The following is a 13750-nucleotide window of genomic DNA, read 5'->3' on the forward strand; positions in this document are numbered from 1 at the left end:
CCCCTCAGGTGGTGAGCACCGCGTCGTAGGCCCAGTAGGCGCCGAACAGCGCACCCGCCACCGCGGCGGCACCGAGTCCCGCACGGACTCGTGTCGCCGCGGTGCGGCAACACGCCGGCACGAGGATGCCCGCCAGCGCGGCTTCCACGAACCAGTGCGGACCGCCGACCACGACGGCCCCGTACACCGCCTCACCGAGCACGATCCCCGCCATGACCACCGTCCCGCTCACACGGCGGCCACGCCCGACAGCAGCACCGGCTGCGCCGCACACCGCCCCCGCACCGAGTCCGACGAGGCCGAAGACAAGCGCTTCCCGCACGGTGATCACGTTCGGCGACAGCAGGATCCACACGAGGACGAGCGCGAGCATCGACGCGACTCCGACTGCCACACCGCGTCCGTGCGGGGACCGGGCCGCCACCGCGAAGGGCACCATGCCCCACAGCGCACTCGTGTTCACGAGCGCATCCCACGGCGGCGGCACGATGGTGAACAGAACCACGAGGGCCACACCCGCAGCGGACCCGAGCGCGGCCGCCGCGACGAGACGTCGTGCGCCGATCAGCGCCCCGTCCACCGGGGTTCGCGCTTCTCCATGAACGCCATGATCCCCTCGACCGTGTCGGAGGACGTGGACAACTGCGCGAGCGCGCGGTCGGTCTCCTCCCATGCGGCCGCTTCGGACGGGATGCGCCCGTCGACGATGCCCCGGGCGATGACCTTGCTGGCGCGAATCGCGAGAGGCGCTCCCGCCGCGATGGTCTCCGCCAACCGAAGCGCCGTGTCGAGAACGGCGTCCGGTTCCACCACACGATTGACGAGTCCCCACCGCGCCGCGTCGTCCGCACTCATGGGCTCACCGGTGAGGATCAGTTCCATCGCGATCGCTCGCGGGATCGCGTCGACCAGCCGGAAGAGTCCGCCCGCTCCCGCGATCAGCCCGCGACGCACCTCGGGAAGCCCGAATCGTGCAGTGGTGGAAGCGATCACGACATCACCGGACAGCGCGATCTCGGTCCCACCCCCGAGCGCGTTCCCGGTGACCGCGACGACGATCGGCGTGGAGATCGGGTGCCTGGTGACGCCGGCGAAGCCCCAGTGTGCCGTCTCCGGAGGGGTCACGCCGTCGGGACCCCGCGTGCCGAGTGCCTTCAGATCGGCTCCGCCGCAGAAGGTGCCGGAGCCTGCCGCCGTGAGCACGACGGCACGGATCGACTCGTCGCCGTCCGCCAGTTCCCACGCCTCGCCCAGCAGGGTGTGCACCTCTGCGTTCACGCTGTTGGCCGCGGCGGGGCGGTTCAACGTCACCAGCAGCACGTGTCCGCGCCGTTCCGTGAGAACCACGTCCTGATCGCTCATGCCCGCACTCCCCTGCCGTTCGCCGTGATCGAGTCGAGGGTGATGTCCAGGTTCCCGCCCTCGTCCACCACGTCGATCGTGAGGCCGACCGGTGAGACGTCGCGGTCGGTGACCACTCGATGAAGCGCCGCCGCGGCGTCCGCCCCGGTACGACCGGCGATGCGGTCACCCTCGGGTGTGCGGGCGATGACGAGCGCCTGTTCCGGTTCCCCGCCGCGCCCGAACATGACAGTCGCCGTCTCGACGATCGCGCGACGGCTGTGGCCGTGCGTCACGGGTACCGCTGTCGCCGACACGCTCACCGCATCGGGGTTCCCGACGTATCCGGCCTCGTGCGGATCGGTCGACAACAGGATGGTGTGCTGGTGGGTGAGGTAGCCGCCGTTCGCATGCACCATCGCGATCGCCGGAGCGCGTCCGCCGCGGGACTGTCGCAGCAGCCGGGTCGATTCCGCGACCGCGTGCAACGAGTAGCTGCTGAGCGGCCCACCGAAGAACGAGTGGCCGCCCAGGACCGTGGGAGTGGCATCCGACGACAGTCCCAGCTCGTCCATCAACAGGAGAGGGACGACGGGAAAGCAGCTGTAGGCATCGACGAAGGTGAGATCGGCACCCGCGACACCCGCCGCGGCGAGGGTGGTGCGCACCGCCGCTCGGAGCGCCGGTGAATGATCAAAGGTGCTGCGCGCCATGATTTCCGGGGCATCGGACGCACCGGCGCCGCCCCACAGGTACACGATGCGGTCCTCGTCCACCCCGGCCGCGCGCGCTGCCGCCAGCGAACACACCAGCACCGCAGCGGCCTGGTCGACGAACGGCATGGCGTTCATGGCGAGGGGATAGCAGTCGGACACCGCGCGGTTCGACGCGTCCACGCCGGCGATGTCGTCGGGCGACCGCTCGACCGGACTCCACGCGACCGGATGTCGCGCCGCGACAGCGGAGAACCGCGAGTACAGCTCTGCCGACGCCGTCAGTGACTCGCTGGGTCGCAGACCGAGACGGTCGGCCCGAGCGCGGTCGAACAGCGGATAGATCTGGACGGGGGCGAGGATGCCCGCTCGCTGCATCTCGGCGCTGCCGAGGTCGTCCGGTGCGAAGGTCGGCGGGCCGCCCGGTGCGACGGCCCAGCCGAGCTCGACGGGATCCGTTCCGGCTTTCGTCAGTGCTCGCACGGATGCCTGCGTCTCGCCGCCGACGACGAGTGCCACGGAGCTGCGACCGGCGGCGATGTCGTGCCCCACTCGGTCCATCAGGCGCGCGGGGTGGTGACCGCCGATGGTGCTGGTGGACCGCGTCGGCGCGGATGCCCCCAGCCGTGCTGCGATCAGAGCCGGGAGATCGTCGTAGTTCCAGCTCGTCGTGCGCACGGCGTGGATCGCGTCCACCGCGGCGCCGAGCGCCGACGTTCCGCTGTCGTCGAGCGCAGCACGGACCGCGCGCAGCACGAGCTCCATCGGCTCCACGGGGTCGGCCGCAGCGCCGGCGCTGCCGGACACGACATCGCCCACGCCCACGACGACCGGGATGCGGTCTGCTTCCTGTGACATGGGATCACCTTATTACAGACACCAGTTGTCTGTAATCTGATGGCATGGAGTCGACCGACGGCACGGCGCGACGGGGGCGGCCACGCGACCCCGCCATGGAATCGCGGGTGTACGACGCCGTCGTGGACGTGTACTGGCGCACCGGGTGGGCGGGATTCACCATCGATGCCGTCGCCAAGAGCGGTGGCGTGGGCCGCGCGGCGATCTACCGTCGGTGGCCCACCAAGGAGGCACTCCTCACCGGGGCTCTGGAGACCGTGCTCCCCCTCGTCGACCCCATCGACACCGGCACCCTGACAGGCGATCTCACGGAACTGGCTCGTCAACTCCTGCGGGGCTACCGAGACTCCTCGGGGCTCATCGCCGTGCGCGTGGCCCTCGACGCCCGCGTGTATCCCGATCTGCTCGAGGCGCTGACCGCCACCATCAGCACGAGCAGATTCGTCGCGACCCGAGACATCGTCCGCCGCGCCGTGTCCCGCGGCGAGTTACCGGAACACGTGCGGACCACACTGCTGCTCGAGATGCTCACGGGCGCCGTTCTGAGCCGAGTGTTGTTCGCACACGATGCGACCGAGGCGCCGTCCGCCGCCACCGCGGACGACGCGTACATCGACGGACTGGTCGACGCGGTGCTGGCGAGCGTGCGCCGCTAGCGCGTCGACTCGGGAGCGGACGACTGCCCGCGCGCCCTGTCCTCGTACGCGCGACGCCGTTCCGCGTCCACGTCGCCGAGGAAGATCTGCTCGGATCCGAAACGGCGACTGACGAACTCACCGAGTCGGCGCGGCATGAAGCGCTGGCTGACGACGATCGCGCCGGCCGAGGCCGGGATGCGCACCTTGGGTCGCGGCTTCTCGACGAGCCGGACCACCGCCTGCGCGATGTCCTCGGGTTCGGCCTTCTTCATGAAGGGCACGTCTCTCGTTCCCGCCGTGAGTTCGGTGTTGACGAACCACGGCAGGACCAGGGAGAACTCGACGCCCGAGGATCGGTACTCCACCCTCGCCGCCTCGGTGAACGCGATGACCGCAGACTTGCTGGCGCAGTAGGTGGCCAGGCCTGGCGCCACCGTCTCACCCGCCATCGAGGCGATGGAGACGACGTGTCCGCGCCGTCTCGGCACCATGCGGTGCAGCGCCGACTTGGTGCCGATGATGACGCCGTGCACGTTCACGTCCATGATCCGGCGTGCCACCGCGTCCGGCTCGTCCGTCAGCGCCCCGACCGGCATGATTCCGGCGTTGTTGACCAGGACGTCGACCGGGCCCAGCTCACGCTCGACGCGGTCGAGGAAGGCGTCGAAGGACGCCGGGTCCGTGACGTCCAGTGCTCCGTGCAGGTGCACCCGCGCGGACTCGGCCCCGGCGGCGAGGGCGTCCGCGTCCACGTCCCCGATCGCCACCCTGGCGCCGGCGGCGACGAGCGCGCGCGCCGTCGCGAGGCCGATTCCCCGTGCGCCACCGGTGATGGCGATGACTCGTCCCTGCAGTGATCCCGTCATCGTCTTATTACAGACACGCAGTGTCCGCAAAGTCAAGGGTCCGGAGTGCCGTCGCGGCCGCCCCGGCGATGCGAGGATCGATCCCGTGCAGAACCGTGACGACGACATCCGCCGGGTCCACCGAGTGCTCGACGACCTCCGCCTCGAGTCACTGGTGGACGTGCACACGCATTTCATGCCGCACAGCGTTCTGGCCAAGGTGTGGAACTACTTCGACTCCGTGGACGACCGCCTCGGTACCGCGTGGCCGATCGAGTACCGCGTGGACGAGGACGAACGCACCGACCTGCTGCGCAGGTACCGGGTAGGGACGTTCACGTCCCTGCTGTACCCGCACAAGCCCGGCATGGCGGAGTGGTTGAACGGGTGGGCCGCGGAGTTCGCGGGCCGGACACCCGACTGTGTACGCACCGCCACCTTTCACCCCGAACCGGACGCTCCTCGGTACGTCCGTGCCGCCGTCGAGGACGGGGTCGGAGTGATGAAATGCCATGTGCAGGTGGGGAACATCGACGTCCACGATCCGTACCTGGACGACGTGTGGGCGGTTCTCGACGACGCCGCCGTACCCGTCGTCATCCACTGCGGATCGGGACCCGAACCCGGTCGCCACACCGGACCGGACCCGATCCGCGCACTACTGCGCCGCTTTCCGACACTCACCCTGCTGATCGCGCACATGGGCATGCCCGAGTACGAGGACTTCCTCACCCTGGCCGAGACGTTCGACAACGTCGGGCTCGACACCACGATGGTGTTCACCGATTTCACCGAACAGCTCGCGCCCTACCCGCGATCGGCGTTGCCGCGCCTGCGCGACCTGCAGGACAAGATCGTGTTCGGCAGCGACTTCCCCAACATCCCCTACTCGTACGCGCACGCGGTCGAGAGCGTGGTCGGCCTCGGACTCGGTGACGACTGGTCCCGCGCTGTGCTGCACGACAACTGGGCCCGGTTCAGCCGCCGTACGGCACCATGACGTCGATGATCCAGACGACACCGAAGCGGTCGGTGAGTTTGCCGTACAGCGGGGAGAACACCGACGGACCGAGTTCCACCTCGACGGTCGACCCCGCAGCGAGCGCCGTCCAGTAGCCGGTGATCGCGTCGGCGTCGGTGCTGCGCAACGAGAAGTAGAAGGCGTTGCGGCCCGCGTCCCGCACGAGGTCGTGCTGCACGTCGTAGGCCATCACGTGGAAGCCGTCCGGCGAGGAGACCTGGCCCCACACCACCTGGTCGGCCTGATCTGGGCTCGTGTCGCCGTACGGCACCACGACGAGATCGCCGCCGAACACCGAGTGGTAGTACTCGAGCGCGGCGCGCGCGTGGCCGTCGAAGTTCAGATGCAGGGTGCTGGTCACGGTCATGGGGTTCTCCTCGTGGGTGGTCTCTCGCGGGCGGCGATCACCGCCTGCAGACCCACTGTGTCGGTCGAAGCGGCCAGTTTCTGTCCGCTACTTCGGGCAGTATCGGCGGCATGCCCGCACCCTCGTCACGCATGCTCACGCTGCTGTCGTTGCTGCAGCACCGACGGGACTGGCCGGGCGAAGAACTGGCTCGGCGACTCGAGGTGAGTCCGCGCACCGTCCGGAGGGACGTCGACCGGCTCCGCGAGCTGGGGTACGCGGTGTCGTCCGCGAAGGGGCCTGACGGGGGCTATCGCCTGGACGCGGGCGCCGACCTTCCGCCTCTGCTCTTCGACGACGACCAGGCGGTGGCACTCGCCGTCGCCCTCGGCGGTGCCACGTCACTCGGCGTGGACGTGGCCGAGCCTGCCGCCCGAGCTCTCGCCACCGTGCGTCAGGTGCTCCCGAGCAGGTTGCGCCACAGACTCGACCGCGTGGCGACGACGCCTCCGCCCGAGTCCGCGCCCCTGGTCGACAGCCGAACACTGCTGGCGGTCGCCGGTGCGGTCGGCACCGAGGCACTGCGGTTCGCGTACACGTCCCCCTCGTCCGAACCCTCGTCGCGACACGTCGAGCCCTACGGCGTCGTGACCGCGCGGGCGCGGTGGTACCTGGTGGCATGGGATCTGGCGCGCGACGACTGGCGCATCTTCCGACTCGATCGCATGGAGCTGCGCCCACCGACCGGCCGACGCTTCACACCGCGGCCCGTCCCGGGCGGCTCCGCCGGTCGCCTGCTCCAGGCGCGACTCCGCGGATCGGAGACGGGTACCTGGCCCTGCGTCGGCGAGGCGGTCGTCCGTCTGCCGGACGAGGCGCTGCGGCCGTTCCTCGCCGAGTCGGACGAGTCCGTGGAACACGTCGACGCAGAGCGGTGCCGCGTGACGGTCGGCTCGTGGTCGTGGGTCGCCGTGGCCGCGTCCCTCGCACGGTTCGACGCAGACCTCGAGGACGTCTCCCCGCCCGATCTCGTGACGGCGATGGCCACGGTCGCGGCACGTCTCCGCCCAGAACGACGCGACGCGCCCCCGGCGGGCGCTCGATCTGCTACGACTGACTCGTGACGAGACTCGGCATCGTGTTCACCCCCGCCCACGACCCTGCCCGGCTGATCACGGCCGCACGCGCCGCGGAAGAGGCGGGACTCCACGAGTTCTGGCTGTGGGAGGACTGTTTCAGCCACGGTGGGCTGACGACCGCGGCCACAGTGCTGGTGAGCACCGAGCGCATCCAGGTCGGCCTGGGACTCATGCCCGTGCCGCTGCGCAACGTCGCCCTGTGCGCCATGGAGGTCGCGTCGCTGCATCGACTGTTCCCCGGCCGGTTCCTCGCCGGTGCCGGACACGGCGTGCAGCACTGGATGGGGCAGGTCGGCGCCCGCGTCGCGTCTCCGATGACATTGCTGGACGAGTACTCGACCGCTCTGCAGGCGCTGCTGCGCGGGGAGGAGGTCACCGTCGACGGCCGGTACGTCTCCCTCGATGCCGTGCAGCTGCAGTGGCCGGCGCCCGACGAACCGTTCTTTCTCGGCGGTACCGGTCCGAAGACGCTGCGCTACGCGGCATCCCACTCGGACGGCACCTTGTTCGCGTCCGCGATGTCGGACGACGAACTGGCAGCCTCGTGTGCCGAGGTGGTCGCAGCGCGGCGCTCCGCCGACCATCGCATCATCGCCCCTCGACTGGTGGCGGTGGGCGCCGGCGCGGACGACCGCATTCGCGACGAGGTCGCGCGCTGGGGCAAGTCCGATACGAGCGGGCTCGCGGTCACCGGCGGCGCGGCGGAGGTGGCGGACGAGGTCGCCCGCCTGGGGCACCTCGGCATCACGACGGTCGTCGCCCACCCCACCGACGACGAGCCCGATCTCGAGGGGTTGATCGAGGTGCTCGGTCAGACGGCTGCGGCGGTGCGCTGAGCACCCGACGGAACACTGTGTGCGGCGAGGAAGTCGAGGAGCACGGGGGCGAAGGATGCGGCATTCTCGAAGAACGGAAAGTGGCTGCCCCCTTCGGCTCTGGTGAAAACGCGAAGTTCGGCGCCGGGGATGCGGTCGGCAGTCCAGGCCTGAGACGCGGTCGACACGTGGCTGACCGCGCCGCCGATCACGAGGGTGGGAACGTCGATGCCGGGCAACACGTCTCGCCAGTCCTGCATGATGTGATCGAACAGGAGCCGCGCACCCCACGCGGCCGGCATCCGAAGGTTCTCCCGGTAGAGCCACTCCACGTCGTCGGCTCCGATGTCCGGGGAGAGCATCGACACCAGGAACGCGTGGCGGATCGCGTCGCTCTCGGGAGACGTCAGCGATGCCACGAAAGCGTCGGCACCGGCGACGTCCAGGATCGCACCCGCATCCCTGCCGTCCTCGGCCGTCATCCACGGCAGGACGGCGCAGGCGCTCGGCTGGTCCACGACGACGAGGGAGTCGACGCGGGACGATCCGTGAGTGTCCAGGTAGCTCCAGGCGACCGAGGCCCCCAACGAGTGTCCGACCAGGCACGCTCGATCCACCGCGAGGGCGTCGAGAACCTCGTGCAGATCGGCTGCCAGCCGCGCGACGCGCGCGCCCGTCGCCGGCTTGCCCGACAGTCCGTGACCACGGAGGTCGAAAGACACCACCCGATGCGTGGGTGCGAGCAGAGGGATCACGCGGTCGAACATCGCCCGTGACTGCGACCATCCGTGCATCAACACCAGGGTGTCACCGGTTGATCCGGGACCGCTGTCTCTGACGTCGAGCGCACACCCGTCGCTGGTGGTGACCATCATGGTTGCGGCTCCTCGGGTCGGTGCCGGCGGAGACACCGACTGAACGAGTGTCGCGCCATGGTGACCTGTGTCACCACCTCTGTCCGTCGGGATGCGCGGTGCCACGATCCTCGTTATGTCGGAACTGCGAGGTCAGGTCATGTAGGTGCAGCCCCAGATGCAGCTGCAGCCGATCCCGTCCCGAGTCGAGATCGAGCGACGTGATCTCCCGTATCCGGTCCAACCGGTAGTAGAGCGACGTCCGATGCATGTGGAGTTCGGCGGCCGTCCTCGCGACGGAACCACCGTGGTCGAGAAACGACCGCAGCGTCGACGTCAGCCGTCCCGACGGGTCCTTCTCCATGAGGCGGCGCAGCGGTGCGGGGACGGATTCCGGAACCATCACCTCCGCGGGAAGCTCGAGCAGCACCGCGTCCACCCCGAGGTCGTCCCAGAAGACGGCGCCGGCGGACGGTGCTCGTGACGCGACGTCCGCGCGGTGGCGAGCACGCCACGCGCCTGCGCGTCCCTCGGTCGAGATGCCGACGCCGACGGCGCAGCGATAGGAGCCGGCGCCGAGCACCCGATCGAGGCCCTCCGTCACCCGGCGAACGTGCTCGAACGTTCCCGCGCGCGTCGGAACCGCTTCCGACGCGAGTAACAGGATCGCGCGGTCGTCGTCGACGAGGTGCTGCGCCGCGACACCGCGCGTCCGCGCCGCCATGTCGACGGCCACCTGCAGCGCCGTCGCGACCGAGGCGTCCGGCGTGCCCAGCGTGGTGACGACGAACGACACCACGGTCACGCACGCCGACCCCGTCGGCCCCCCGTTCCTCACGAACCACGCCTCGGCGGCGCGCCGGGCGGCCTCGTCGTCGCCGAGGAGATCGCGCAACGCTGCCGTCTGTTCGACGGAGTCCTCGCCGGATGCGATGACGCCTGCATGCATCACGGATGCGACGTCCCGGCTCACCTTCTCGATGTGCCGGATCTCGTCCGGAGTGAGAGAACCGTCGGCATCGATGACCATGAGGAAACCAAGTAACCATCCCGGCCCGTGCAGCGGCACACACAGCCGCGCGTTCAGCCCCAGGTCCTGGCTCGCCTCGAGGACGTGCGCTCCGTGCCACCGTCCGGCGCCTCGGGACAGAACGTACCGGCCGACGTCGGCACCGGCGTCGCGTTGCAACACCGCGCGGACGCGCACGGCATCCTCGTCACCGAAATGCCTGCTCGCACAGATCAACCGGATTGCCGGGTCGTCGACCACGACCGACCGGCCGAGATGTTCGGCCAGAGCATCGATCAGCTCCAGGAGGCGAGCATCGACGCTCGGGGTGCCCGTCATGAATGTCACCCTCCCAGTTCTTCCTACAGATGGTGGAAGTTTCGCGCTGTCGCTCGACGCGGCGCGCTGGTTCTGGGCCCCACCCGTCGACGACCATCGAGAGGTCACATTCGCCCTCGGAATCCGGAGCCCGCCATGCCACCGTCACTGTCCGGCCGTGTCGTGCTCGTGTTCGGCGCAGGGTCGAGCGGAACAGCCATGAGCAACGGCCGCGCCGCCGCACTCGCCTATGCCAGGGCCGGGGCGACGGTGGTGGCGATCGACCGGGACCGCGCCGAGGCCGAACTGACGACGAAGGAGATCGTGAACGACGGCGGACGAGCGATGGCGATCGCGGCGGACATCACGGACGAGGACGGCGTTCGCGACGCTGTCGACGCCGCCGCACACGCCGTCGGGCCGCCCACGATCCTGCATAACAACGTCGGGTCGGTGACCACCGGACACGTCACCGAGCTGAGCCTCGACCGGTGGAACGCCGCGCTGTCGCTCAATCTCACCGGGGTGTTCCTCACCTGCAAGTACACGATTCCGTGGATGCTCTCGGAGGGGGGCGGCGCGATTGTGAACGTCTCCTCGCTGGCGAGCATCCGGTACACCGGGTACTCCTATCCCGCCTACGCCGCCGGGAAGGCCGGAGTGAATCAGCTGACCGTGGCATTGGCGCTGGAGTACGCCGCGTTCGGCGTCCGGGTCAACGCGATCCTGCCGGGGCTGATAGACACACCCCTGGTCTCGCACACCCTGGTGGACGACGCGTCCCGCGAGACCGCACTGGCCGCCCGCCATGCCGCGAGTCCGACCGGACGGATGGGCACGCCACAGGACGTGGCCAATGCGGCTGTCTTTCTCGCCTCGGACGACGCGGCCTACATCAACGGGGTCTGCCTCCCCGTCGACGGCGGCCTGGCGGCGCGGAGCGTGTGAATCGCGACAGCCCTCCGCGATGACTTCCGAACCGCTCGGTGGTCCATCTCGTCACACGCAACCGAGGAGTGACGCCATGGGAACGATCACCATCGAGATGTTCGCGACGCTCGACCTCGTCGGGCAAGCTCCCGGCGGACCCGACGAGGACCCGGACGGGTTCCCGTTCGGCGGCTGGCAGGCGCCGCTGATCGACGACGTCACCGGCGCGCAGATCAATGCGGCCTACCGCGGCACCGATGCGCTACTGCTCGGGCGACGGACGTACGACATCTTCGCGTCGTACTGGCCGCACCAGCAGGGCGGACCGGACGACGGCATCGCGAGTCTCTTCAACGGGATTCCCAAGTACGTCGCCTCGCGCGATCCGCGCACGCTCGACTGGGCCGGATCCTCGGTACTGGGCCCGGATCTACCAACCGCAGTGCGCGAGATCCGAGAGCGGCATCAGGACATCAAGGTCGTGGGCAGTCTGGACCTGGTGCAGACGCTGCTGCGGGAGCGGTTGTTCGACCGCCTCGACCTGTGGCTGCACCCCATCGTGCTGGGTGTCGGAAAGACGGTGTTCGACACCGGCGCTCTGCCGACGAGCCTCGCCCTCGTGGCCCCACCGCAGGCGAGCCCCGGTGGCACCGTGTTCCTGCAGTACGCGCTGGCGGACGGCACGCCGACGACCGGTGACATGGGCGCTCCGGACCGGGGACTCTGACCGGCCCGTCGCGGGCGTCACACGAGGTGCCTCATCCCCCGATCGGCTTCCCGAACAGACCCGCGACGATCTCGCCCACAGCATCGACCCAGACGGGATAGGTGCGCTCGTCCAGTGCCATGGACCCGACGTCGGCGGTACGGCAACCGGGCTCCACAGGTACACCGGCGAACCGATCACGCATCCACAGAACGGCACTCGGGAACGCGATCACCTCCAGCGACAGGTGTTCGCTGAAGTGGTCGCGGGTGTAGGTGACGTTCGCTCCGGGCCGACTGCAGTACGCGTCGACCATCCCGTTCACCGGCCCGACGGGAACCAACCAGTCCGGGTTCGAGTGGTAGACGTAGACCGGCATGGTCGGCGTCGTGCCACCGAGGTTCAGCGCGTCCAGGGACTTCTTCACCACCGGCTGCTCCAACGGATCCCCCTCGGTCCGCAGGAAACCCTTCAGGTTCAGGAACGGCAGGAGGGCAGAGGTGTACCCCACGCACAGGTTGTCCTTGGCCGCGAAGAGGGCCCGACCCGCGGGATCGATGTGTTCGTCCACGAATCGCGCCAAGTCGGGGTCCTCACGGCTGGCGCCGATGATGCCGGCCGCAACGATGCCGGATCCGAGCGCGTTGTTCGCGTTGTTCACCAGGGCGGCGAGCTCGGCGGGGGTGCCACCCTCCGTGGCGCCGACGATGCTCAGCTCCGGGGCGTAGGTCCCGGCGAGTTCGGCGGCGTGTCCGGTGGCGATCGCTCCGCCCGAGTAGCCGCTCATCCCGACCTTCGTGTCCACCCCGGACAGTCCCATCGGAGCGAAACTCTCCGCCGCCCGGATGCCGTCGAGCGTGATGCGTCCGGCGACCGGACCGGCGGCGAACGCGTTGTTCGGCCCCTGATGGTCCGGAACCGACACCGCCCAGCCCTGGGCCAGCGCTGCCTGCACTTCGAGGAACTGCACGCCGGACGTCACGGCACCCGTCAGAGGCCACGGGATCGCACCCTGGCGCATGACGTACGACGGCGCGCAGTACGCGGCCAGTGAGTCCTCGGCCATCTGCACCGAGAGCAGCGGACGCGGAGCCGAGGCGGCGCCGCGCGGGGTGATGACGGTGGTCACCGCCGGGATCGGCTCGCCCCGGCCGTTGTTCGACCGGTACGACAACTGCCAGGCGTCGACCTGCGTCGGGATCAGATTCAGCGTGGCCAGGTCCACGGGACGCGCGGCGATGATCTCTCCCGGTGCGGCGGCGGCGACCACGGCGTCGGGCGGCAGGTAGAAGTCGGTGTCGAACTCAGGGATCGCGGGGAAGGTGACGGGCGCCGCGGACACGGGCGTGACCACCGTCGCGGACACCGCCACGGCGGCCACCACCACCGCAAGTGCGTACGAAGGACGGAACCGACGAGCGGACATCGATCTCACTCTTTCTGCGCCGAGCCTCGACAGCAGTCGTATGTGCGCCCGGCAACAGTGTTCAGCACATCCAACATGTTGGACACGCGTGTCCATGATTGTGATCAGGACTGTAGAGCGTTGTGGGCTGGATAACAATCCCCGCTATCGATCGAGGTCAGGAACGAACGCGCCGAGGACGGCGATCATCGTCTGGACGATCCCGTCCACGCGTGGCCGGGGCGGCGGGGTGCGCGACCAGTCCGACACCAACTCGGTGAGCGCCCCGAGGAAGGCCGTGGCGGCGAGCCGGTGACCGCCCGGCGGGACGAAGTCGGCGCCGATCTCGGCACGGAGCGTCGCCTCGATGAACTCGGCCCAGGTCGCGCGGCGCCTGCTGCGGTGCTGCTCGACGTCGTCACTCACCCCGACCATCTCGAGGTACGAGATGCGTGCCCGACGTGGGTCCCGTCCCAACGACTCGATCAGCGCGGTCATCGCGGCGACGACGAGCGCTCGTCGGGTGCGGTCCGTCGCGTCGGCGAGCGCGGCGACGACCGCGGCGAGGGCATCGTCCTGCACGAGGTCGTACACGGCGACGAGCAGCGTCTCGCGATTGGCGAACTCGCTGTAGAACTGGCTGCGTGCCAGACCCGCGGCCGAGCAGATGTCGGCGACGGACGTCGCGGCGTACCCCTTGTCGCCGATCACCTCGATGCCGGCCTGCAGGAACCGTCGTCGCCGGTCGGCACGTCGATCCGTCATCGACCGTCCGCCGTAGACGCGATCCACGTCCTCTGCCACGCGAGAAC

Annotated in this window: 15 protein-coding genes; 6 read left to right on the top strand and 9 right to left on the bottom strand. The window is 69.5% G+C overall.

Going from position 1 to position 13750, the window contains the following annotated elements:
- Positions 1-4 precede the first annotated feature (4 nt).
- Genes QE449_RS00350 through QE449_RS00360 form a run of 3 tightly spaced genes read right to left on the bottom strand, consistent with a single transcriptional unit; the run spans position 5 to position 2912 of the window.
- Positions 5-580 (bottom strand): DUF6518 family protein, encoded by a 576-nt coding sequence (locus QE449_RS00350; RefSeq protein ID WP_307107985.1) that lies wholly within the window; start codon positions 578-580, stop codon positions 5-7.
- Entirely contained in the window at positions 565-1362 is a 798-nt protein-coding gene (locus QE449_RS00355; protein WP_027506586.1) for an enoyl-CoA hydratase-related protein, read from the bottom strand. Before QE449_RS00355 ends, QE449_RS00350 begins: the two co-directional genes overlap by 16 nt.
- Positions 1359-2912, bottom strand: a complete 1554-nt coding sequence (locus QE449_RS00360; RefSeq protein WP_307107986.1) for an acetyl-CoA acetyltransferase — start codon at positions 2910-2912, stop codon at positions 1359-1361. Before QE449_RS00360 ends, QE449_RS00355 begins: the two co-directional genes overlap by 4 nt.
- A gap of 44 nt (positions 2913-2956) precedes the next feature.
- On the opposite strand from QE449_RS00360, the gene QE449_RS00365 reads away from it, so the two are divergent.
- Entirely contained in the window at positions 2957-3568 is a 612-nt protein-coding gene (locus QE449_RS00365) for a TetR/AcrR family transcriptional regulator (protein WP_056443188.1), read from the top strand.
- On the opposite strand, the gene QE449_RS00370 is transcribed toward QE449_RS00365, so the two are convergent.
- Complete coding sequence (locus QE449_RS00370; protein WP_222626243.1) at positions 3565-4416, bottom strand: SDR family oxidoreductase; 852 nt, start codon at positions 4414-4416, stop codon at positions 3565-3567. The two genes, QE449_RS00365 and QE449_RS00370, sit on opposite strands and share 4 nt — an antisense overlap.
- An 85-nt stretch (positions 4417-4501) precedes the next feature.
- Here QE449_RS00370 and QE449_RS00375 point away from each other — a divergent pair, with 85 nt between their 5' ends.
- Complete coding sequence (locus QE449_RS00375; protein WP_307107987.1) at positions 4502-5395, top strand: amidohydrolase family protein; 894 nt, start codon at positions 4502-4504, stop codon at positions 5393-5395.
- Here QE449_RS00375 and QE449_RS00380 read toward each other — a convergent pair.
- Positions 5373-5783 carry a VOC family protein gene (locus QE449_RS00380; protein ID WP_027506581.1) on the bottom strand — a complete coding sequence of 137 codons (411 nt, stop codon included), beginning with the start codon at positions 5781-5783 and terminating at the stop codon, positions 5373-5375. The genes QE449_RS00375 and QE449_RS00380 overlap by 23 nt on opposite strands.
- A gap of 110 nt (positions 5784-5893) precedes the next feature.
- Between QE449_RS00380 and QE449_RS00385 the strand changes: the two genes are divergently transcribed.
- Both QE449_RS00385 and QE449_RS00390 read left to right on the top strand, forming a co-directional pair.
- On the top strand, positions 5894-6886 hold the full coding sequence (locus tag QE449_RS00385; RefSeq protein ID WP_307107988.1) for a YafY family protein: 993 nt from the start codon (positions 5894-5896) through the stop codon (positions 6884-6886).
- Positions 6883-7737, top strand: a complete 855-nt coding sequence (locus QE449_RS00390) for an LLM class flavin-dependent oxidoreductase (protein WP_307107989.1) — start codon at positions 6883-6885, stop codon at positions 7735-7737. The genes QE449_RS00385 and QE449_RS00390 overlap by 4 nt, the downstream gene beginning before the upstream one ends.
- Here the strand turns inward: QE449_RS00390 and QE449_RS00395 are convergent.
- Both QE449_RS00395 and QE449_RS00400 read right to left on the bottom strand, forming a co-directional pair.
- Entirely contained in the window at positions 7713-8591 is an 879-nt protein-coding gene (locus QE449_RS00395; protein WP_037186456.1) for an alpha/beta fold hydrolase, read from the bottom strand. The genes QE449_RS00390 and QE449_RS00395 overlap by 25 nt on opposite strands.
- A gap of 70 nt (positions 8592-8661) precedes the next feature.
- Positions 8662-9918, bottom strand: coding sequence for a CdaR family transcriptional regulator (locus tag QE449_RS00400; protein ID WP_307107990.1), 1257 nt, complete (start codon positions 9916-9918; stop codon positions 8662-8664).
- Positions 9919-10053: 135 nt separating this feature from the next.
- Here QE449_RS00400 and QE449_RS00405 point away from each other — a divergent pair, with 135 nt between their 5' ends.
- A complete protein-coding gene (locus QE449_RS00405; protein WP_027506578.1) occupies positions 10054-10845 on the top strand; it encodes an SDR family NAD(P)-dependent oxidoreductase in 792 nt (263 codons plus the stop codon).
- A gap of 76 nt (positions 10846-10921) precedes the next feature.
- The gene (locus QE449_RS00410) at positions 10922-11554 is read left to right on the top strand and encodes a dihydrofolate reductase family protein (RefSeq protein WP_307107991.1); all 633 of its coding nucleotides are present in this window, start codon (positions 10922-10924) and stop codon (positions 11552-11554) included.
- Between the two features lie 31 nt (positions 11555-11585).
- On the opposite strand, the gene QE449_RS00415 is transcribed toward QE449_RS00410, so the two are convergent.
- Positions 11586-12959 carry a lipase family protein gene (locus QE449_RS00415; RefSeq protein ID WP_222633274.1) on the bottom strand — a complete coding sequence of 458 codons (1374 nt, stop codon included), beginning with the start codon at positions 12957-12959 and terminating at the stop codon, positions 11586-11588.
- Between the two features lie 144 nt (positions 12960-13103).
- Positions 13104-13742: a TetR/AcrR family transcriptional regulator gene (locus QE449_RS00420; protein WP_027506576.1), complete on the bottom strand. Its 639-nt coding sequence runs from the start codon at positions 13740-13742 to the stop codon at positions 13104-13106.
- Positions 13743-13750: the final 8 nt, after the last annotated feature.

Source organism: Rhodococcus sp. SORGH_AS_0303 (assembly GCF_030819335.1).
GTDB lineage: Bacteria > Actinomycetota > Actinomycetes > Mycobacteriales > Mycobacteriaceae > Rhodococcoides.

Coding starts and splice junctions, on each gene's coding strand:
- QE449_RS00385 (WP_307107988.1), top strand. CDS start 5,894: ATGCCCGCACCCTCGTCACGCATGCTCACGCTGCTGTCGTTGCTGCAG.
- QE449_RS00415 (WP_222633274.1), bottom strand. CDS start 12,959: ATGTCCGCTCGTCGGTTCCGTCCTTCGTACGCACTTGCGGTGGTGGTG.
- QE449_RS00410 (WP_307107991.1), top strand. CDS start 10,922: ATGGGAACGATCACCATCGAGATGTTCGCGACGCTCGACCTCGTCGGG.
- QE449_RS00355 (WP_027506586.1), bottom strand. CDS start 1,362: ATGAGCGATCAGGACGTGGTTCTCACGGAACGGCGCGGACACGTGCTG.
- QE449_RS00370 (WP_222626243.1), bottom strand. CDS start 4,416: ATGACGGGATCACTGCAGGGACGAGTCATCGCCATCACCGGTGGCGCA.
- QE449_RS00395 (WP_037186456.1), bottom strand. CDS start 8,591: ATGATGGTCACCACCAGCGACGGGTGTGCGCTCGACGTCAGAGACAGC.
- QE449_RS00365 (WP_056443188.1), top strand. CDS start 2,957: ATGGAGTCGACCGACGGCACGGCGCGACGGGGGCGGCCACGCGACCCC.
- QE449_RS00400 (WP_307107990.1), bottom strand. CDS start 9,918: ATGACGGGCACCCCGAGCGTCGATGCTCGCCTCCTGGAGCTGATCGAT.
- QE449_RS00380 (WP_027506581.1), bottom strand. CDS start 5,783: ATGACCGTGACCAGCACCCTGCATCTGAACTTCGACGGCCACGCGCGC.
- QE449_RS00405 (WP_027506578.1), top strand. CDS start 10,054: ATGCCACCGTCACTGTCCGGCCGTGTCGTGCTCGTGTTCGGCGCAGGG.
- QE449_RS00360 (WP_307107986.1), bottom strand. CDS start 2,912: ATGTCACAGGAAGCAGACCGCATCCCGGTCGTCGTGGGCGTGGGCGAT.